Raw genomic sequence first — 18,526 nt, forward strand, 5'->3', positions numbered from 1 at the left:
TGCAGTGCGTCAGGGCTGGAACCAGTCCGATGCGCCGCCTTGCGGCAGGTTCACCCAGGTGCCGCTCGCCACGTTGAACAAGCGCATGTACGGATCGCCCACGTAGAGACCGCTGCCGGGCTCGGACGGCATGTAGACCGTGCGATCGGTCAGCAGGCGCGTGGCGTCGCGCGAGAACTCGACGGCGACGTACTCGATGTTGTCCACGATCGGCGGCGTCACTTCGACATCCGTGCTGCCGTCGGCCGACATGACCCACACGTGGTCGTAGACGATCAACGGGCCGGAGTCGCTGAACTGTCGCTTCGTGTACGCGAAGCGCGAGCCGCCCTGCGACCACAACGGATATTCGCCTTGCGCGCGCGGCACGAGCACGTCGGTGGCGAAGTTCACCGCATCGATGCTGCCGTCGCCCGCGTACAGTCCATTGGTGCCGGAAGGATGGAAGACGAGGTAACGGAAATCGTCGAACGTCTGCGCGGTGAGCAGCGTGGCCGCGCCCGTGCTCGCGTTGACGCTGTACGCGCGCGAGAAGTACGGAGGCTCCAGGCCGCTTCCGCGGAAGCTCGTCGAGATGAACAGGCGCGTGCCATCCGACGACCACATCGGTCGCGTATCGATGTATGCAGGACCGGGCGGGCAGAAGATGTTGCGCTGCCCCGTCGCGTCGGGACGCACGATCGCCAGGCATGCGCCGGACGCGCCTTGCGCGATGTAGGCGATCATCCCGCCGTCGCCGCGCCAGGCGGGCCCATGGTGGTCGGCTGTTCCGAAGGTCAGGCGCGTGCGGTTTCCGCCCGTCGCGGTCATGCGCCAGAGCTGTCCGGCGCCGCCGCCGGACCTGAATGTGTAGACGAGCGTGTTGCCCGAAGGCGACCAGCGCGGATCGAAGCGATACGTGCCCGCGGTCATCGGCGCGAGTTGCAGGAAGCCCGTGCCGTCGATGTTGACGCGATAGAGCGTCGAAGAGCGAAGCGTGAAATCGGTGTTGAACACGCCGCGCACGAATGCGACGCGGCTCTGCGCCGCGCATGGCACGGCAACGGCGAACAGCAATGCGCCGGCCGCGATGGCGATGGAAAGTGAACGATGCATGGTGCGACTCCTTTTTCGGCACGCATCGAATTCCACGCAGCGCACGCACCCATGCGGTCACAGGTGCGCAAAGTTCACGCCGCTACCAAAAAAAAGGGCCGTGCGCTTCCTGCGCACGGCCAAACCCATCCACCTTCAGGGAACTGATCGGTACGTCGAATCAGAACGTCGCGAGCACGGTGAAATCCGAGGAGGCCTGCTCGCCGTACACGCGCACGAAGTACTCGCCGGCCACGGGGCGGGCGATCGCGATCGCTTCGATCATCCCGAGGCGCGCGGAGCGCCATCCGTACGCCGTCGTCGACGGCACCACGTTGCGCGCGAGATACAGCGACACATCGCCTGCGCCGCCGAACGTGCGCACCGTCAGTTGCGAAGCGCCCGCGGGGACGGTGATGCGATACAACTTCGATGCACCGGCGCCGACCGTCTGGCCGGCAACCGGCGCAGCTTTCGCGAGCGGTGCGGCGAAGTCTTCTTCGCTCACGCCATTCGCCGCCACCTGCACCACCGCCGGCAGATCGAGGATGCCCGAGCCGATCGGCGTGGGGCCCGGCGGCTGGATCGGGAACGGACGCGCTTTGCCACGCATCACTGCGAGGACGAGGTCCGGCGTGAGCGGCGGATGTCCGTGCGCGACCGATGCGCTCTGCATCAGCGCGACCGCACCGGCGACATGCGGCGATGCCATCGACGTGCCGATGAGTCCCATCACCACGTCGCCTGCCGGGCTCGCGACCGGGGCCTGCGTGCCGCTGTTCGCGGTCGACCAGATCCACGCCTTGTCGCCGGTATTGCCGATGTACGCGTTGCCGCCGGGCGCGGCGATCGCGACGTTGGCGCCGTAGTTCGAGAAGTAACTGATCGCGCCGTCGGAGCCCGTCGCGCCGACCGTGATGACGCCGCGGCAGCTCGCCGGCGTGAAGTACGCCGCGTTGTACGCCGAGTTGCCCGCGGCGACGACCACCGTCGTGCCGCGCGAGATCGCACCGTCGATCGCATCCTGCGTCGCCGGATCGTCGACGCAACGGCCGTAACCGCCCAGGCTCAGGTTGAGTACTTCCGCCGGCGTCGGGTTGTTCGGCACGCCGGGCACCGTGCCGCCCGAGGCCCAGGTGATCGCATCGGCGATGTCGGAGGTCAGGCCGCCGCACTTGCCGAGCACGCGCACGGGCTGCACCTTCGCGCCGTAAGCGACGCCCGCGACACCCTTCGCGTTGTTGGTGACCGCCGCGATCGTGCCCGCGACGTGCGTGCCGTGCCACGTGCTGTTCGAGATGACGCCGCTGCAGAACGTTTCGTTGCCGGTGAGGAAGTCGCCGGGGTCGTGCGCGTCCGCGTCGCGGCCATTGCCGTCGCCGGCGATGTCGGGGAACGGGAACGGCTGATCCGGATCGGGCTGGCCGTACCAGCTGATGAAGTCGTAGCCCGGCACGATGTTCGCCGCGAGATCCGCGTGGTCGACATAACCGGTGTCGATCACCGCGACCACGACGCCGTTGCCGTTCGTCGTGTCCCACGCCTTCGGTGCACCGATGCCGCCCACCGCGTCGTGGAAGTCCCATTGCAGGCGCGTGAAGTAGGTGTCGTTGGGCACCGTGTCCATGCGCTGCTTCATCGTGTCGGCCTGCGCCCACGCGACGTTGGGATCGGCGCGCAGTTGCGCCAGCACGAGATCGCGCTCGACGGTATTCAATGCGCGCGACGTGCGCACGAGCGTGGCGCCGCGACCCATCGTACGCACGCGCTTCACCGACAGCATGGACGCCGACGACTGGCGCACGCCTGCCGTCTTCGCCGCGGTGGCGAGCAGCGTTTCCGGCGTGCCGGTGCCGCGCAGCTTGACGATGAAGCGCGAGAACGACGTCTCGGTGCGGTACTTGTCGAGCGTGATGGGCGCGGCGGATTTCATCATGCCGCGGTTGCTCGCGCTACGCACATCGACCGCGTTCGCGTTGACCGCCGCACCGCACAGCGCGACGCACAAGGTGGTTTTCAGGATCATGTTCATTGAGTGCGCTCCTTACAGGTCGATGCCGAAGCCGACGCCGGCCGAGCTGTCGTCGTTGGAGAACGCGCCGCCGATGCTGAACGAGGCGCGGCCGAAGGACTTCGAGTAGCCGACCGACAACGCCGACTCGCTGTTCTGCACGCCTGCGCCGACGGCGAGGCGACCGCGTTCGCCGTGACTGTTCGCGGCATTGATCGCCATGCTCATCATCGCGGAGCTCATCGCGCCCATCTGGTCGATGCGTTCGTCCTGGCGTTCGAGGCGACGATCGACTTCGCGACTGAGGTCGACGAACTGGTCGTTCATCGCGGCGATGCGCTGGTCGGTGTACGCGTTGGCGTTGGTCAGCGTGCGCGCGGCGACGGTGTCGGTGTAGGTGTTGGCCGACGCGAGCGTCTGCGCGTTGGCCTGGTCCAGCTGGCCCTTGTTCACCGCATCCTTCGCCGCGACACCGTTGGCGACGTTCTTCACCTGCGTGCCGTTGGAACCACCGAGCGTCACCGAATCCTGCGTGGTGTCGTCGTACGCGATGTCGTCGTTGTCGCCCGGTTGGGTCGGATCGGTGGGATCCGTCGGATCCGTCGGATCCGTGGGGTCGGTCGGATCGGTCGGCGGCGGAATCTCGATGCCGTCGATCGCCTGCTGCAAGCCGGTGAGCTTGGTGTCGACCGCGGCGAGCGCCGCACCGACATTGCCGTAAGCGGCGCCCTGGATGCGGTAGTCCGGTTGAATGAACACACCGTTGGTGAACGTCGCGCCGCCACCGAACGTGTTCGCAAGCTGGTTCGCCTGCGCCATGTTGACCGCGTCGTTGTCCTGTGTGCCCGCGGACACGTTGACGATCTGGCGCGTGAACGCACCGACGGTGGTGCCATCGCGACGCATCCACGACTGCGAAGCACCGACCGACACCGTGTTGTCGCGATCGGTCATCGAGTTCGCACCCAGTGCAACCGAGTTCTCGCTCAACGTCAGGCTGTTGTAGCCAAGCGCCATGCTGGCGGTGCCGAATGCCTGCGCGCCCTGGCCGAAGGCGATCGCGAATTGCGGCTGCTCGGGGCCGTCGGTGCGCCACGGCCCGACGTCGCACCCGGGCGTGTCCGGGGTCGGGCAGCTTTCCGGCGGCGGCGCCGCCTGCGGGCGATCGCCGCCCGTCTCCGCCTGCGTGCCGATCGCGATGGAACCGGTGCCCCACGAGTGTGCCTGGTAACCGATCGCGGTCGATTGCATGGTCTCCGCAATGGCGCCGTTGCCCACCGCCAGCGTCATCGGATTCCAGGCCATGGCCCACGCACCGATCGCCGTCGACTGGCGGTCGTGCGCGTACGCGCCGTAGCCGTAGGCCGTCGCGAACTCGTTGTCTGCATGCGACAGCGCACCGATCGAGGTGGTGTAGGCCGCGTAGCCCTTCGCGCCGGCACCGATCGCCACCGACTCCATGTAGTCGGCCATGGCGAAGGTGCCCAACGCGACCGACTTCCAACCGGCCTGCGCGCGGTAACCGACTGCGATGGCGAGATCGTCGTGGGTTTGCGCGCCGGGGCCGATCGCGACCGACACCGCGCCCATGCTCTGCGCGCCCGGTCCGATCGCCGTCGACAACATGCCGTCTGCGCGCGTGACAAACAACGCCTCGCTCTCACCGGGGATGTCCGTCAGGACCGCCTGGTTGCCGATCGCGATGCTGCCGTCGCCGTTGCTGGCGGCGTTGTAGCCGATGGCCATCGAGATGCCGCCCAACGCACTCGAGCCGTAGCCAAGCGCGGTGCTGTAGTCGCCGAGCGCGGCCGTGCCGAAGCCGAAGGCAGATGCGCCGATGCCGGTCGCGAGGCTCAGCGGGCCGACGGCCGTGCTGTCGTCGCCGAGTGCCGCGGCGCCGAAGCCGAAGGCCGCTGCGTTCTCGCCGAATGCGTAGCTGGAAGGACCCACGGCGACCGAGTTCGTGCCGTCGGCGATCGCGGCGTCGCTGCCGTCGCCTGCGCCGTTCGCATCGACGTAGTCGGTGGCGGATGCGAGGTCCTGCGTTTCGACGATCTCGTCATTGGTGTCGATGGCGGGATCGGTTGCGGCGATTGTTGCCTTATCGGCAACAGGCGGATCGACTGCGAAAACCGGCGGCGCTGCGAGTGCGAGCGCGATGGCGATCGGGATGGAACGGCGCGCGCACGCGGCCGTCGAACCGTTGACGATTCGATGCATGTGGGTGGACCCCTGGGGAGCGTTGATTGATTGCGGCCGCGATGCTTGCGGTCGCGCGTGGTGTGCAATGCTTCCGTGCTTCAGACATCATTCCAATGAGCGGCAGAACACTACTTTTCGCCGTGATGACTTGTCACGCACGCGATCTCCCCGATTTCTCGCGCACTTCTCACGCTTTTCGACCCGGTTCGAAATGAAGCACGACGCCCACGCCTTCGCCCCGTTCCGCATCGTGCCGCGCTTTGCCGCACCGCTCGTTCGCTGGTTCTCGAACGTCCCCATCGACGATGCGATGGATCGTCGCAACGCGCCGACGATGCAACTGCTCTTCGCGTTGATGGCGCTCACGTTGACGGTGAGTTGGGCGCGCCACTTCGCGGCGATGGAGATCGCGCCGCGCATGCACGTGCTCTTCGGCACGGACATGGTGACCGTCGCCTGCGCGCTGGTCGGCATCGTGTTGATCCGACGCGGCGAATTCCGGCTCGCGGTCGGCCTGTACCTCGCGTCGTTGCTGCTCGGCCTGCTCCTGAGCCACGCGGTACTCGGTTACCAGTTGCTCGCGGTCGACCAGACTTCGCAGATGCTGGCGCTCGCCGTCGGTGGCCTCGTCCTCGGGCGACGCGTGCTGTGGATGGTGTTCCTCGTGCTGATGGCAGTGGCGTGTGCGGGATTCGCGGCCGACGCAGCGGCAGCCGCCGCTGCGGGTGAGTCGTCCGCACTGGCGTGGCACTTCCTGCCCTCGGCTTTCTTCAGCCACTTCGTCGTCGTGGTGGTGCTCGATCGCTGCATCACCGCGCTGCGCACCGCGCTGCGCGAATCGGAAGCGCGGCGCGCCGCGCTGCAGTTCGAAATCGACGAACGCGAACGCATGCAGGCACGCCTGCTTCACGCACAGAAACTCGAAACGATGGGACGCCTGGCGAGCGGCGTCGCGCACGACTTCAACAACGTGCTCGGCGTCGTCATCGGCTACGCCGACGCGCGCCATCGCATCCACGACATCGGCGACGACCCGCGCGAGATCGCGCGCGACATGGCCGACGCGCTGGAAGGCATCGATGCATCGGCGCAGAAGGGCGCCGCGCTCGCGCAACGGCTGTTGTGCTTCGGACGCAGCGACGCACCGCCGCCGGTCGTGCTCGATGCAGGAGCGCTATTGGCGGACGTGCAACCGATGTTGCGCCGCCTGTTGCCGCGCTCGATCGCGTTGACGCTCGACCTCGCGCCGGAAGCGCTGCCCGTGCGACTGGATCGCGCGCAGTTCGAACTCGTCGTGCTCGACATCGCCTCGAACGCGCGCGACGCGATGCCCGAAGGCGGACAGTTGCGCATGTCGGCGCGACGCGCCGGCGACCACGTGGAGATCGTCTTCTCCGACACCGGCCACGGCATGACCGCGGCAGAGATCCAGCGCGCGTTCGAACCGTTCTTCAGCACGAAACCGGCGGGCAAGGGAACGGGCCTGGGCCTGGCGGCAACGCGCAACGTGGTCGAACGCGCGGGCGGAACGGTTGCGCTGGAGAGTGCGCCGGGGCTGGGAACCACCGTTCGCATCCGGTTGCCGTGCGTGGAGCAAAAACAGGGGTCAGAGCACCTTTTTTACAGCACGACGTAGCCTTCGCCGTGCACGCAGGTGAGCGGGAAGTCTTCCGCGCTCGCCTTCTGCACCTTGCGGCGCAGGCGATGGATCAGCGAATCCAGGCGATGCGGATCGAAGTCGTCGGGGTCTGGCGAGAGATGGCGGAAGATCGCGTCGCGCACGATCATCCTGCCGGGCTTGTCCATCAGCAGTTGCAGCAGGCGGCGTTCGGTCTTGCTCAACGCGATATTCGCGCCGGCCGGCGACATCAGGCACCAACCGTCGGCATCGAGTCGCCATGCCGGCGCGCGCGGGCCGAAGCGCGCGGGCTGCACGCGGCGCGCGACGCTGTGCAACGTCGCCGCGAACAGCCCGAGATCGACGGGCTTCGACAGATACGCATCCGCGCCTTCGGTGAGCCCGCGAATGCGATCCGCGGTTTCGCCGCGTCCGGTCAGCATCACCACGCCCATCGTCGGCCAGCTTTCGCGCAGCGAACGCGCGAGCGCGAAGCCATCGGCATCCGGCAGGCCGACGTCGAGCACGACGATGTCGGGCGGCGCTTCGAGCAGGCTCGCCTGCAATTGCGCCGCGGTGCGCATCGGCACGAGGGCGAAGCCATACTGGCGCATGCGCGGAACGAGGACGTCGTCGCGGAGTGTGTCGTCGTCTTCCACCACGACGATGCGAAGGTCGCCGTAGGCGACGTTGAAGGCGTTCATGCGGGCCGATGGTAGTGGACGAGTCCTGCGCAAGATTGTCCACGCGGTGAGGAACGCGGCCCACCCGTGGGCAACACTGTTCCATCTTCGGCTCAGCGGCGGTTCACGTCTCGGGCGTCGAACGCGTCTTACGCGCCCACGCGAAGATTTCGCGGAACACCGGGCGCAGGGCGCGCGCCTTGTCGGTCAGCGCGTACTCCACGCGGGGCGGCACCTGCGGGTACAGCGTGCGAAGCACCATGCCGTCGCGCTCGAGCTCGCGCAACTGCGAGGTCAGCACGTGCTGGGTGATGCCCGGCAAGGCCCGGCGCAGCTCGTTGAAGCGATGCACGCGCTTGCCCAGCAACCAGAGGATCTCGAGCTTCCACTTGCCGCTGAAGGACGCGATGGTGCCGCGGATCACGTCGTTGATCGGCACGACGCAACTCGCGTCGTCGTGGTCGCAGTCGTGCTGGGCGGAATCGGGGGAGTCGGTATGGTCGACCATACTTGGTGTGGTGTTCCGTCGTACTTGTGGGGGCGTTGCACCGTTCCTAGATTGCCGGCTCGCCGACACGCCCGCGTCGGCCCGAACGGTGACCATCATGAAGATTCTCCATCTCGATTCCAGCATCCAGGCGGAACAGTCCGTCACGCGCAGGTTGTCGGCCGCGATCGTCGAGCGCCTGCGCAAGGTGTCGCCGCAGGCCGTCGTGACCTATCGCGATCTTGCCGCCGACCCGCTGCCCGAACTCTCCCCCGAGCAGTTGCGCACGCCTTCGACCGCACGTGAATCCGCGCTCGACGAACTGCTCGACGCCGACACCATCGTGATCGGCGCGCCCATGTACAACTTCACCATCCCCTCGCAGCTCAAGGCCTGGCTCGATGCGGTCGTCATCGCCGGCAGGACGTTCCGCTATTCGGAGGCGGGCGTGGAAGGCCTGCTGGGCGACAAGCGCGTGATCATCGCGTCCTCTCGCGGTGGCGTGTATTCCCCGGGCGGCGCGATGGCGGCGTTCGACCACCAGGAGGCGTACCTGCGCAACATCCTCGGCTTCGTCGGCGTGCGCGACGTGGAAGTGATCCGCGCCGAAGGCGTGCGCATGGGCGAGGACGCCGCGCATCGTGCGATCACGGACGCGATGGCGTCCGTCGGGCAGCTGCGTTCGGTGGCCTGATCACGGGTGCGCGATCACGGCTGCGGTTCGGGTGTCGCGCGTATCGCAGCGATGCCTTCGCTCGTCCACGCGTGATAGACCAGCATGACGACGAAGACCGAGATCGCGATGAGCGGATGCACGAACCATCCGGCCAACGCGGCAAGCGCGAACAGCGTGACGCCCACGAGCGGCCGCACGCGCTGCGCGGTGAGTACGGAGACCACGTCCGGCGAGCGCAGCAATTCCGGGTGTCGCCGCAGATAGGCGAACACCGGGATCCATGCCGCCGACATCGCGCCCGCGATCAACGCATACGCCACGACCGCGGATTGCTGGTCGTGGCGATTGCCCGTTTCGAACGACGTCGCGAGCACGCCGGTTGCGAACGGCATCAGCACCGTCGTGCCGAGCACGCCGAGGTTGATCCAGTTGAACGTGCGGTCGATCCCGCGCAAATGGCGGAACAGCCCGTAGTGGTTCAACCAGATCACGCCGACATAGAGGAAGCCCAGGAGATACGCGAGATACCCCGGCCACCCTTCGATCAGCGCATGCGCGAGACCGCCCGGCTCCACTTCGGGCCGATGGATCTCCACCGCCAGCAACGTGATCACGATGGCGAACACGCCGTCGCTGAACAGCTCGGTGCGTGCGGTGGACGCGGGCGCGCTGGCGGTCATGGGTTCTTCGCGGGTTCGACGCGGCTCCAGAGTGCATCGAACGCCTTCGGATCGAAGAACGCAACCACGTCGACCACCCGTCCGTCGGCGACGCGCATGTACCACGTATAGGTGTTGACGTAGGGCACGCCGTCGCGCGCGACTGCGCGGCCGTCGAACAGCACGACCACGGTGTCGCCATCGGCGTAGAGCTTGCGCACTTCGGGCTTGAGCGGATCGCGCATGCGAGCACCGAACGGCCGGATGACGCGCGCCATGAAGGCTTCGCGGTTCTCATAGGTGCCCGCTACCTCGGAGGAACCGACGATCGTCCACCGCGCGTCGTCGGCGAGCAGGTCGAAGATGCTCTGCGTCCCGTCGCGCCATCGATCGAATGCATTCGAAATCAGTTTGCGGTTCGCGTCCTCCCCGCCGCCGGCCTGTGCACGCACAACGCCGGCGGCGAGGAGCATCGCGGCCGCGAACAACGCTTTCGTGGTCGTCCGCATCGCCATCGCCTCCTCAGATCGCGCTTTCCCACGCGGCCTGCTGGTGTTGCTTGAGGAAGTCCTCGACGGTCTTGGGCACCACGTTGCGGAAGCGGCCCTCGTCCAGTGGGACGATCTCGATCATGCGATCGATCATCTCCTGCGCGTCGAGTCGTCCATCCGGCGCGGTGAGGAAGCGATCGAACTCCTCGCGCAGCGCGGCGCGCTTGGTCACATGCTTCGCATCGTCGAGCCAGCGGAACGGATTGTCCGCCATCGTTTCGTTGTAGCCGGTGTAGTACGCGCCCGGGTTGATCGTCTGCACCTTGATGCCGTACTGCGCGAGTTCCTGTTGCAGCGCTTCGGCGATGGATTCCAGGGCATGCTTGGTCGACACGTACGTGCCCCAGTTCGCCGGCGTGAACAGGCCGCCCATCGACGAGGTGAAGACGACCTTGGCTTTCTGCTTGGCGTCGATCCATTTGCGCACGAAGCCCTGGGTGAGCGCGAGCGGCAGGAACACGTTCGTCTCGAAGTTGCGGCGGACGAGGTCCATCGGGATCTCGAACACCGGGCCGGCTTCGCCCATGCCCGCGTTGTTCCAGAGGACGTCGACATCCCAGGTCTGCGCATAGGCGACGTCGTACGGATCGGCGAGGTCGAGTTTCTCGACGCGCAGGTTCGTCAGCCCCAGCGCTTTCGCCTTCTCGCGCAACGGCGTGACCTGGGGGGCGATCTGCACCGATGCGATGACGTCGTGCCCCTTCTGCGCGAGGCCGATGGCCGAGGCCTCGCCGAAACCGGAACCGGCGCCGGTGATCAGGATGTGCTTCTTGTTCATGCGACTCTCCAACGTGGGGTTTACTTCGATTGACGAAAAGCGGCCTCTCCGGCCGCGGCGATGTCGCGGTCCTGCGGCACGGCGCCGCCCGACACGCCGATGGCGCCGACGACCACGCCGTCGGCATTGCGCAACGGTCGGCCGCCCGCGAACACGACGAGGCCGCCGTTGCTGTTCTCAAGCCCGAACGCGGGCGCGCCGGGCTTGCAGTACTCGAAGACGCCCTCGCTTTCGAGGTTGAACAGCACCGATGTGCGCGCCTTGCCGATGGCGAGCTCGATCGAGCCGATCACCGCGCCGTCCATGCGCGAAAACAACTTCAGGTGACCGCCGCCGTCGAGCACGGCGATGTTCACGGGAACGCCGAGTTCTGCGGCCTTGCTGCGGGAGGCGGCGATGGCCGTTGCGGCTGCTGCATCGGAAAGCAATGACATGGTCGCCTCGATCCGGTTGAGTAGGTCGCGATCAATGTGCAGTGCATGGGCGTTGGCCCGCTTGCACGATCGTGCTCAACCGCGTGAGGTCATCGATCCGCAACGTGTGCCTGGAGATGGATGAGGCGTTGCGTCGTTCTGCTCTCGACGACGAACACGCACATCGCGGCGAGCAGCCCCGTCGTCGCGAGCGTCGCGGCGCCGACCACCAGGCGCACGGCCCACGTCGCGATGCCCGTCTCCGCGTCGATGTACACGTAGGAACCCGCGAGCCCGCACACGGTCGCGATGCCGAACATCGCGACGGTGACGTAGAGCAGGTTCAACGACACGAGCAGCAAGCGGATGCGCCGCGATGCCAGCGTCATCGCCAGCGCGGGATCCGAGTACGAGCGCAGCAACGTGCCCGTTCCGCCGCTTGCTTCGGCGCGCATCTCGCGCCAGAGATTGATGGCGAGGCTGTAACGCACGCTTGCGCCGTTCTGCATGACCGCGCACGCGTTCATCAGGATGGCTGGTCCGCCGATGAAGGACAGCGGGACGAAGAGATCATTGGGGTTCATCGTGCGTCCTCCTGGCGATCCGTGCGGAAGCGATGTCGGCCCGCAGGATGCGCAGGACCTCCGCGACGACCTCCGGACTCGAGTAAAGGTCGTGGCCCGCATCCACGATCGATGTCGACGCAGCATCGGGAAGCAGCGCGCTGGCAAGCGGCACCACGCCGTCGCCCTCGGGGCGTGCGCCGGCACGGCGTCCCGCGATCGTGTGGTAAGCGATGCCGGGCGCAGGCAGTAGCGATTCGTTCGCGCGCCTGACGGGTTGCGCTTCCTGCAGCGTCGAGATGCTGTTGATGCTGGCGGTCTGGAATCCCTGGCGCAGCGCGGGCTGGATCGCGTCGGGGTGCGCGCGCGCGATGCGACGGAGCGATTGCATTTCGTCCGCACGATGCCCAGCAAGCCTGTGGGCGATCCGGCTGTACCAGCGATCGGCGAGCGGGCTGCCGCGATGCGGCGCGGCCAGGAAGATCGCGCGACGGATGCCGGGATAGGGCGCGAAGACCAGCAGTTCGCGCGCCATCCGCACGTCGTCGGCATCGCCTTGCAATGCCGATGGTGCCGCGGTGAACGATGCGGTCCACAACGTATCGCCACTGTCGGCGGACAGCAGGCGCGCGATGACGCCGCCGAGACTGTGTCCGACGATCACGATGCCCTCGCGCGCCGGATCGTCGCGCTCGGGATCGAGGATTTCGAACGCACGATCGAGGTAGCGTGCGATACGCCGGCGTGTCACCAGCAACGGCGTGTCGGTCGAATAGACCACGTGCCAGATCTGGAACGCGTTCCGCAGCGATCGGTCGCCCCAGACATCGTTCGAAAGCCGCGCCCAGACCAGCGGGCTGCTTCCCAGTCCGTGCAGCATCACGAGCGGGCGTTTGGCGGGGTCGTAGTCCTCCATCAGGTAGACGCCTGCGCGATGGGCGACTTCATCGCCGCCGAGCAGGCCCCAGATGGCGAGCCTGCCGATGGGAGATTCGCGCATGCCGACGGCGTAGGCCGCAGTCGTGTCTTCCGCCAGCGCCACTTCGGTGGCGCCCACGCGATGCGTCGGCAAGCGCAGCGGGTTGCCGATCACCAGCCGTGCATCCGCACCCGCGTCTGCCTCGAGCCACGCCGTCGCCGGCCTGAACACGCCGGAATACGGAAGCAACTCGCACACGGGTGCGTCGTCGCACCTGTCGGAGATCACGGCCAGCGGTACGCCGAAGCCCGGCTGTCGATGCCGCACGCCGCCCGGGATCCACACGGGAACATCGTCGGCCCTCGTGATGACGACCTCGGATGCGAAATACGGCGACAGCCCACGGAACTCGACGACGACGCGACTGCCGTTGATGCGACTGTCGCCTTGCGTCCAGTGGCTGCGCCCACGAAGCGCCGTCGACATCCACGCGTCCGTGCAAGCGTTGGCTTCCGGGATGCGGGTCGCGTCCAGCGAACAGGCGAGCGCCTCCCGCGAAGGTGTCTTCACGCGCGCGCCGGCGCAACCGGCGAGCAGCAACGCGAAGACGACACACGCCCACGCGCATGATCGTTCCCTGCCCATCCCTGCATCATCCACGCGGCACGCCCACGGGCTTGCACGAACGTGCGCAATGCGCGCCCCGCCCGCCCATGCCGTACGCTTGCCGCTTCGATACAAGGAACACCCCATGCAGACCACCGACCTGATCCGCGCCTACTACGACGCCTTCAACCGCGGCGATCGCGACGCGATGCTCGCGCTGCTCACCGACGATGTCGTGCACGACCTCAACCAGGGCGCGCGCGAAACGGGTCGCGACACGTTCCGAGCGTTCATGGCGCGCATGGATCGCAGCTACAGCGAGCAGTTGCGCGACATCGTAGTGATGGAGAGCGCAGACGGCGCGCGCGCATCGGCGGAATACGTCGTGCACGGCACCTACAAGGCGGACGACGAAGGCCTGCCGAGGGCCACGGGGCAGACGTACGTGTTGCCGGGTGGCGCGTTCTTCGACATCCGCGACGGGCGCATCGCGCGCGTCACCAACTACTACAACCTCGGCGACTGGATCGCGCAGGTCGAAGGCGCGCAGTGAGCGAGGTGCGGATCGAGACGGTGCCGGGCCCCGCGATCGGCGAGCGCATCGCCGACGTCGCGCGGCTGCGCATCGCCGTGTTCCGCGATTGGCCCTACCTGTACGACGGCGACGAAACCTACGAAGCGCACTACCTGCGGACCTACACGCGCGCCGCGGACAGCGCGTTCGTGCTGGCCTGCGATGGCGAGCGCGTGATCGGTGCGTCGACCGGAATTCCGCTCGACGCGGAGGCGCCGGAGTTCCAGGCGCCGTTCGTCGCACGCGGCATCGATCCCTCGCGCGTGTTCTATTGCGGCGAGTCGGTGCTGCTACCCGCGTATCGCGGACGCGGAATCGGCCACGCGTTCTTCGACGCACGGGAAGCGCATGCGCGTGCGCTCGGCCGATTCGACTGGATCGCGTTCGCCGCGGTGGATCGCGACGACGCCGACCCGCGCCGCCCGCCCGATCATCGCGGCAACGAGGCGTTCTGGACGAAGCGCGGTTACGCGCGTCGGCCCGACATGGCGATGCGCATGGCGTGGAAGGAAATCGGCGAACATGCTGCATCGGAGAAGCCGCTGACGTTCTGGCTGCGCTCGCTGGAGGACATCGGATGAAGGTCGCCGTCGCCAAATACGCCATCGGCATGCCCACGGGTTTCGATTCCTTCGCTGCCAGGCAGCGCGACATCCTTGTGCAAGCCGCGCACACGGGCGCGCAGGTCGCGGTTCTGCCGGAATATCTTTCGCTGGAACTCGCCGCGACATTCGACGACGCGGTGCGCAGCGACCTGCATGCATCGCTTGCCGCAACGCAGGCGTACCGCGATGCATGGCTGTCGCTGTACGCAGACCTCGCGCGCGCGTTGTCGTTGTTCGTGCAGCCGGGCACGTTCCTGACCGACGTCGGCGGCGGTCGTTATCGCAATCGCGCCTGGTGGTTTTCGCCCGACGGCCGCAGGGGCTTCCAGGACAAGCTGCAACTGACCGCGTTCGAGAAGGACACCGGCGTTGTCGACGGCGGCGATGCGTTGCATGTCGTCGAGGCACAGGGCATCCGCACCGGCATCAGCGTCTGCTACGACAGCGAGTTCCCGCTGCCGGTGCGCGCGCAATACGAAGCAGGCGCACGCCTGCTGCTCGTGCCGAGTTGCACGGACACCGACGCGGGTGCGCGACGCGTCGAAGTCGGCTGCCTCGCGCGTGCGCTCGAGAACCGCATCTTCGTCGCGCAGTCGGTCACCGCCGGCATTGCCGGATGGACTCCCGCGCTCGACGTCAACACGGGCGAGGCGACGATCTACGCGCCGATGGATCGCGGGCTGCCCGCCGACGGCATCCTCGCGCGCACGCGCGGCGACGAGACCTGGGCGATCGCGGACCTGGATTTCGCGTCGCTGGAAGCCACGCGTTCGAACGCGCAGGTCGCGAACGACCGCGACTGGAGCGGCCAGCTCGCGGATCGCGTGCGCCGCGCCACCGTGGAATGAATCAGCGGTTCGTGTAGCAGGCGTTGCCCAGCCCCGTCCCGATCGTCATCACGCCCCAACGCTTCGCCTTGCGCATGCGGTGACGTTCGCCGAGGCCCTGCGCGACCGCGTCGTTATGCAGCACGACGCGCGGCGGCGTGCCTTCGATCGCGTCGAGGCGTTGCGCGAGCGTATCGGGCAGATCGAACGGCGCCTCCCAATCGCCCGGCAGGTTCTGCGCGCCCATCGAGATGCGGCCGTCGCTTTCGATCAGGCCGGGCACCGCGATGCCGACGAACGGTGCGAGCGGAATGCGCAACGTGCGCGCCTGCGCGATGAGACCGTTGAGCATGCCCGCGAGACGATCGATCGCTTCGCGCCGACTGGGTTCGTCGTCCGCGTGACGCCAGTGCATGCGTTCGAGCATCGAGGCGCCGGAGCCGTCGTCGTTCTTCGCGAGGCCGTGCGCGACGAGGCCGCAGCGCAGGTTGGTGCCGCCGATGTCGACGGCGAGCAACGCGTCGCTCGATTCGGCGAGATCGTCAGGCAGCAACGACGCCCATCCCAGCAACGCCGCGTCATCGGGATCGGCTTTCAGACGCTTGAGCTTCACCTCGATGCCCGCGTCGCGCAGCACGCGCCGCGCGCGGCGCAGGCCAAGTCGACCGAATTCGCTCGTCGACATGCCGCCGCCCATCAGGATCGCTTCGACGTCGCGCCATTCCTCCTGTTCGAGGAACACGCGCACGACGTGCGCGAGGCGCGCCGCATACGACTCGATCGCGACATGCACCACGTGCGCCGCGGCGGCGGGGCCACCGAGCAGCACGCGGTCGATATCCTTCTTCGACAGCTCGCTCGACGGCGTATCGCCGAACGGATCCTTGCCGATGCGGTGCTTGTCGCGCGCTTCATCGAGCAGCGCGCGGAACGCGGTCTGGCTGGCGCGATCGCCGAGGAAGCCATCGCCTTCGGGATCGGGGATGGCGAGGCCGTAGCCGTCGATCGACAGACCCGGCAGCGAGGCCGCGCCGTGTTCGCCGCGCGTGTCGGAGCGTTTATCCATGGCGCGCAGCTTGGGCAGCGCGCCGTGAGCCGTCGATGATGGACGCCTGCCTGGCGGGAACTACCAGGGCAGCGTGGTGCCGTTGGCGTGCTGGAAGGTGCCCGAGCGTTCCGGCGTCAGCGCATCGATGCGTTCGATCAGTTGCTTCGCCGCCTGTTCCGGCGTGACATCGCCGCTGCCGCCGACCATCTCGGTCGCGACGTAACCTGGATGCAGCAGCACGACGGCGATGTTGCGCGGTGCGAGATCGAAGGCGAGCGACTTGCCGATCGCATTCAGCGCGGCCTTCGATGCGCGATAGCCGTAGTAACCGCCCGACGTGTTGTCTTCCATCGAGCCCATGCGACTCGTGATCAATCCGATCTTGCCGCCGTCGGCGATGCGCTCGCGCAACGCGTGCACGACCTGCAGCGGACCCAGCGTGTTGACTTCGAACTGGCGGCGGATGCCGTCGAAGGCGGGATCGGCGAACGAATCGCGCTCGAGGATGCCGGCGTTGGGGATGAGGATGTCGATGCGCGTGTCGCCCAGGCGCTTCGCGAGCGCGCCTATGGCCGCTTCATCGGTCACGTCGATGCCCGCTTCCACCTGCGCGCCGGTCGCATCGAGCGCATCGCTCGACTTGCGGCACACCGCGATGACGCGATCCCCGCGCGCGATGAAGTGACGGGTGAGCGCGAGGCCGATGCCGCGATTGGCGCCGGTGATGAGGACGGTCTTCGCCATGGCCGAGCTTCCGTGTCGTGGAGATGCAGGCGACGTGGGGTCGGGACGATTCGGCTTCAAGCGTCGCGTGGCGACACCTAGGCTGCGCGCCCCTTCCACGTCCGGCGCGCACCCATGCATCGCCTGCGCCGGTTCCTGCTGGCCTGCGTCTTCGTCGCCTCGTTCGTTGCCGGCTACACCTGGACGGGGACGGAGGCTCGGCACACGACGCGGGCGACCAAACCCTCGCCCGTCTGCGTGCTGGCGTTCGATGGTCGCGCAGGCACGATGATCGTGGATGCGAAAGCGATCGATCGCCTCGCACCGGGCGAGGTGATCGAAACGCGTTATGGCGCGCACGAGATCGCGCTGCGCATCGAACGCACGGAACGTCGCCGCGACCACCTGTACGTCGCGATGGTCGGTGTCGATCACGTCGATGGCGATTCGAAGCGCACGTCCGGGGCGTTCCATTTGTACGACGATGGCTCGGTGACGCACTTCGTGAACCACGCCGACGTGGTGTTCGACGTGCACGGTCGCGCGAATGCAAGACTCGTGTTCGGCAATCGGCGAGGCGCGCGGCAGGCTCCATGATTCGCGGGATCGATCCGCGCGCCCCGCACGACACTGCAAAGAACCAGACGATTCGGCTTCAAGCGGACTGGCGCCGCCCCTTAGGCTGCCGCGCTTCTTCCAACCCGGATCCGCCCATGAAGCGCCTGCTTGCTTCGCTGTTGTTCCTGCTCGCCCTGCCCTTGTCGGCCCTCGCCAGCGGTGGCGGCTCCCCGCCGCCGCCGTGGAATCCGCCGAACAAGATGACGGTCTTGTTCGCCTATTCGTCGGAGATGGAATCGCGCGGACAGGTGTGCTTCACGCGACCGAAGGATTACTACAAGCGCTTCTGCGTCGATGCCAACCGGCATGCGACGGAGATGACCGATTACCTCAACTACGTGTTCGAGGCCTCGCAGATCGGGCTGCAAGCGCTGCCGAAGGCGGCGCCGTTCGGGCGCCATTTCGATCCCGCCCCCGCCAATATCGACGCCAACAACGCCACCAGCCGCGCGTTGTTGCAACGTCACCAGGCCAACGTCGTGATGGTCGTTCGCGCCGATATGTGGGACGGCGTCGGCGGCATGTGCGGCTACGCGATGACCACGCTGCAGTACTGCTGGGGCGCATGGTTTCGACACGATTTCGAACCCTTCAAGCGGGTCGTCGCACATGAACTCGGCCACTGGTTGGGCATCACGCACTGGTACGGCGAGTGGTACCGGGATATTCCGATGTACGCGGCGGGGTATGGCACCTGGGCATTCGTCGACCTGGTGCATCCCCGCGGTAAGCGAGGCAAGAGCCTGATCGTCAGGGACACCTATTCGGACCACGAACGCTGGTGCAATTCCTTCCAGCGTTGCGGCGATTACCACACCGGTTCGGCTGCGCGTTACCTGCGTGACAAGTATGGACGCTGGAAGCGATGAGCGCCGTGGCGTGAACGCTGAA

At 67.2% G+C, this 18,526-nt stretch carries 20 protein-coding genes; 7 read left to right on the forward strand and 13 right to left on the reverse strand.

All coding sequences use genetic code 11. The annotated features are described in order from the left end of the window. Window positions 1–9: 9 nt before the first annotated feature. The 3 genes from LK996_RS06150 to LK996_RS06160 form a co-directional block, all read right to left on the reverse strand. A complete protein-coding gene (locus LK996_RS06150; RefSeq protein ID WP_230526241.1) occupies window positions 10–1,095 on the reverse strand; it encodes a TolB family protein in 1,086 nt (361 codons plus the stop codon). Window positions 1,096–1,255: 160 nt separating this feature from the next. Then, a complete protein-coding gene (locus LK996_RS06155; RefSeq protein ID WP_230526242.1) occupies window positions 1,256–3,106 on the reverse strand; it encodes a S8 family peptidase in 1,851 nt (616 codons plus the stop codon). Window positions 3,107–3,118: 12 nt separating this feature from the next. After that, window positions 3,119–5,305: a YadA-like family protein gene (locus LK996_RS06160; RefSeq protein WP_230526243.1), complete on the reverse strand. Its 2,187-nt coding sequence runs from the start codon at window positions 5,303–5,305 to the stop codon at window positions 3,119–3,121. A gap of 193 nt (window positions 5,306–5,498) precedes the next feature. Here LK996_RS06160 and LK996_RS06165 point away from each other — a divergent pair, with 193 nt between their 5' ends. Then, on the forward strand, window positions 5,499–6,923 hold the full coding sequence (locus LK996_RS06165) for a sensor histidine kinase (RefSeq protein WP_230526244.1): 1,425 nt from the start codon (window positions 5,499–5,501) through the stop codon (window positions 6,921–6,923). Here the strand turns inward: LK996_RS06165 and LK996_RS06170 are convergent. Both LK996_RS06170 and LK996_RS06175 read right to left on the reverse strand, forming a co-directional pair. Further along, window positions 6,908–7,609 carry a response regulator transcription factor gene (locus tag LK996_RS06170; protein ID WP_230526245.1) on the reverse strand — a complete coding sequence of 234 codons (702 nt, stop codon included), beginning with the start codon at window positions 7,607–7,609 and terminating at the stop codon, window positions 6,908–6,910. The two genes, LK996_RS06165 and LK996_RS06170, sit on opposite strands and share 16 nt — an antisense overlap. 103 nt (window positions 7,610–7,712) lie before the next feature. Further along, window positions 7,713–8,096: a winged helix-turn-helix transcriptional regulator gene (locus LK996_RS06175; protein ID WP_230526246.1), complete on the reverse strand. Its 384-nt coding sequence runs from the start codon at window positions 8,094–8,096 to the stop codon at window positions 7,713–7,715. A gap of 97 nt (window positions 8,097–8,193) precedes the next feature. On the opposite strand from LK996_RS06175, the gene LK996_RS06180 reads away from it, so the two are divergent. After that, on the forward strand, window positions 8,194–8,769 hold the full coding sequence (locus tag LK996_RS06180) for an FMN-dependent NADH-azoreductase (protein ID WP_230526247.1): 576 nt from the start codon (window positions 8,194–8,196) through the stop codon (window positions 8,767–8,769). A 14-nt stretch (window positions 8,770–8,783) separates the two neighbouring features. Here LK996_RS06180 and LK996_RS06185 read toward each other — a convergent pair whose 3' ends face one another. The 6 genes from LK996_RS06185 to LK996_RS06210 all read right to left on the reverse strand — a co-directional run bounded on the left by LK996_RS06185 (window position 8,784) and on the right by LK996_RS06210 (window position 13,279). Next, window positions 8,784–9,431, reverse strand: coding sequence for a TMEM175 family protein (locus LK996_RS06185; RefSeq protein ID WP_230526248.1), 648 nt, complete (start codon window positions 9,429–9,431; stop codon window positions 8,784–8,786). After that, a complete protein-coding gene (locus LK996_RS06190; RefSeq protein WP_230526249.1) occupies window positions 9,428–9,919 on the reverse strand; it encodes a nuclear transport factor 2 family protein in 492 nt (163 codons plus the stop codon). Before LK996_RS06190 ends, LK996_RS06185 begins: the two co-directional genes overlap by 4 nt. Before the next feature lie 13 nt (window positions 9,920–9,932). Then, window positions 9,933–10,739: an SDR family oxidoreductase gene (locus LK996_RS06195; RefSeq protein ID WP_230526250.1), complete on the reverse strand. Its 807-nt coding sequence runs from the start codon at window positions 10,737–10,739 to the stop codon at window positions 9,933–9,935. 20 nt (window positions 10,740–10,759) lie between these two features. Continuing rightward, the gene (locus tag LK996_RS06200; RefSeq protein ID WP_230526251.1) at window positions 10,760–11,173 is read right to left on the reverse strand and encodes a GlcG/HbpS family heme-binding protein; all 414 of its coding nucleotides are present in this window, start codon (window positions 11,171–11,173) and stop codon (window positions 10,760–10,762) included. 89 nt (window positions 11,174–11,262) lie between these two features. After that, window positions 11,263–11,736: a hypothetical protein gene (locus LK996_RS06205; protein WP_230526252.1), complete on the reverse strand. Its 474-nt coding sequence runs from the start codon at window positions 11,734–11,736 to the stop codon at window positions 11,263–11,265. Then, entirely contained in the window at window positions 11,723–13,279 is a 1,557-nt protein-coding gene (locus tag LK996_RS06210; RefSeq protein WP_230526253.1) for a lipase family alpha/beta hydrolase, read from the reverse strand. The genes LK996_RS06205 and LK996_RS06210 overlap by 14 nt, the downstream gene beginning before the upstream one ends. Window positions 13,280–13,385: 106 nt before the next feature. Between LK996_RS06210 and LK996_RS06215 the strand changes: the two genes are divergently transcribed. The 3 genes from LK996_RS06215 to LK996_RS06225 are packed head-to-tail and all read left to right on the forward strand — an operon-like array spanning window position 13,386 to window position 15,267. Further along, window positions 13,386–13,793, forward strand: a complete 408-nt coding sequence (locus tag LK996_RS06215) for a ketosteroid isomerase-related protein (RefSeq protein ID WP_230526254.1) — start codon at window positions 13,386–13,388, stop codon at window positions 13,791–13,793. Next, window positions 13,790–14,395 (forward strand): GNAT family N-acetyltransferase, encoded by a 606-nt coding sequence (locus tag LK996_RS06220; protein ID WP_230526255.1) that lies wholly within the window; start codon window positions 13,790–13,792, stop codon window positions 14,393–14,395. The genes LK996_RS06215 and LK996_RS06220 overlap by 4 nt, the downstream gene beginning before the upstream one ends. Then, window positions 14,392–15,267 (forward strand): carbon-nitrogen hydrolase family protein, encoded by an 876-nt coding sequence (locus LK996_RS06225; protein ID WP_230526256.1) that lies wholly within the window; start codon window positions 14,392–14,394, stop codon window positions 15,265–15,267. The genes LK996_RS06220 and LK996_RS06225 overlap by 4 nt, the downstream gene beginning before the upstream one ends. 1 nt (window position 15,268) lies before the next feature. On the opposite strand, the gene LK996_RS06230 is transcribed toward LK996_RS06225, so the two are convergent. Next, complete coding sequence (locus tag LK996_RS06230) at window positions 15,269–16,312, reverse strand: ROK family protein (protein WP_230526257.1); 1,044 nt, start codon at window positions 16,310–16,312, stop codon at window positions 15,269–15,271. A gap of 60 nt (window positions 16,313–16,372) precedes the next feature. After that, window positions 16,373–17,038 (reverse strand): SDR family oxidoreductase, encoded by a 666-nt coding sequence (locus LK996_RS06235; RefSeq protein ID WP_230526258.1) that lies wholly within the window; start codon window positions 17,036–17,038, stop codon window positions 16,373–16,375. 114 nt (window positions 17,039–17,152) lie between these two features. On the opposite strand from LK996_RS06235, the gene LK996_RS06240 reads away from it, so the two are divergent. Then, on the forward strand, window positions 17,153–17,614 hold the full coding sequence (locus LK996_RS06240) for a hypothetical protein (RefSeq protein WP_230526259.1): 462 nt from the start codon (window positions 17,153–17,155) through the stop codon (window positions 17,612–17,614). Between the two features lie 116 nt (window positions 17,615–17,730). Continuing rightward, window positions 17,731–18,504: a hypothetical protein gene (locus LK996_RS06245; RefSeq protein WP_230526260.1), complete on the forward strand. Its 774-nt coding sequence runs from the start codon at window positions 17,731–17,733 to the stop codon at window positions 18,502–18,504. Window positions 18,505–18,526 lie beyond the last annotated feature (22 nt).

Origin of the sequence: Noviluteimonas lactosilytica, assembly GCF_020866925.1 — a bacterium.
Lineage (GTDB): Bacteria > Pseudomonadota > Gammaproteobacteria > Xanthomonadales > Xanthomonadaceae > Noviluteimonas > Noviluteimonas lactosilytica.

Excerpts from the sequence above, each read along its gene's own strand:
- LK996_RS06175 (WP_230526246.1), bottom strand. The coding sequence starts at position 8,096 with ATGGTCGACCATACCGACTCCCCCGATTCCGCCCAGCACGACTGCGAC.
- LK996_RS06200 (WP_230526251.1), bottom strand. The coding sequence starts at position 11,173 with ATGTCATTGCTTTCCGATGCAGCAGCCGCAACGGCCATCGCCGCCTCC.
- LK996_RS06235 (WP_230526258.1), bottom strand. The coding sequence starts at position 17,038 with ATGGCGAAGACCGTCCTCATCACCGGCGCCAATCGCGGCATCGGCCTC.
- LK996_RS06195 (WP_230526250.1), bottom strand. The coding sequence starts at position 10,739 with ATGAACAAGAAGCACATCCTGATCACCGGCGCCGGTTCCGGTTTCGGC.
- LK996_RS06170 (WP_230526245.1), bottom strand. The coding sequence starts at position 7,609 with ATGAACGCCTTCAACGTCGCCTACGGCGACCTTCGCATCGTCGTGGTG.
- LK996_RS06210 (WP_230526253.1), bottom strand. The coding sequence starts at position 13,279 with ATGGGCAGGGAACGATCATGCGCGTGGGCGTGTGTCGTCTTCGCGTTG.
- LK996_RS06190 (WP_230526249.1), bottom strand. The coding sequence starts at position 9,919 with ATGCGGACGACCACGAAAGCGTTGTTCGCGGCCGCGATGCTCCTCGCC.
- LK996_RS06245 (WP_230526260.1), top strand. The coding sequence starts at position 17,731 with ATGAAGCGCCTGCTTGCTTCGCTGTTGTTCCTGCTCGCCCTGCCCTTG.
- LK996_RS06160 (WP_230526243.1), bottom strand. The coding sequence starts at position 5,305 with ATGCATCGAATCGTCAACGGTTCGACGGCCGCGTGCGCGCGCCGTTCC.
- LK996_RS06240 (WP_230526259.1), top strand. The coding sequence starts at position 17,153 with ATGCATCGCCTGCGCCGGTTCCTGCTGGCCTGCGTCTTCGTCGCCTCG.
- LK996_RS06230 (WP_230526257.1), bottom strand. The coding sequence starts at position 16,312 with ATGGATAAACGCTCCGACACGCGCGGCGAACACGGCGCGGCCTCGCTG.
- LK996_RS06155 (WP_230526242.1), bottom strand. The coding sequence starts at position 3,106 with ATGAACATGATCCTGAAAACCACCTTGTGCGTCGCGCTGTGCGGTGCG.
- LK996_RS06185 (WP_230526248.1), bottom strand. The coding sequence starts at position 9,431 with ATGACCGCCAGCGCGCCCGCGTCCACCGCACGCACCGAGCTGTTCAGC.
- LK996_RS06205 (WP_230526252.1), bottom strand. The coding sequence starts at position 11,736 with ATGAACCCCAATGATCTCTTCGTCCCGCTGTCCTTCATCGGCGGACCA.
- LK996_RS06180 (WP_230526247.1), top strand. The coding sequence starts at position 8,194 with ATGAAGATTCTCCATCTCGATTCCAGCATCCAGGCGGAACAGTCCGTC.
- LK996_RS06215 (WP_230526254.1), top strand. The coding sequence starts at position 13,386 with ATGCAGACCACCGACCTGATCCGCGCCTACTACGACGCCTTCAACCGC.
- LK996_RS06165 (WP_230526244.1), top strand. The coding sequence starts at position 5,499 with ATGAAGCACGACGCCCACGCCTTCGCCCCGTTCCGCATCGTGCCGCGC.
- LK996_RS06150 (WP_230526241.1), bottom strand. The coding sequence starts at position 1,095 with ATGCATCGTTCACTTTCCATCGCCATCGCGGCCGGCGCATTGCTGTTC.
- LK996_RS06225 (WP_230526256.1), top strand. The coding sequence starts at position 14,392 with ATGAAGGTCGCCGTCGCCAAATACGCCATCGGCATGCCCACGGGTTTC.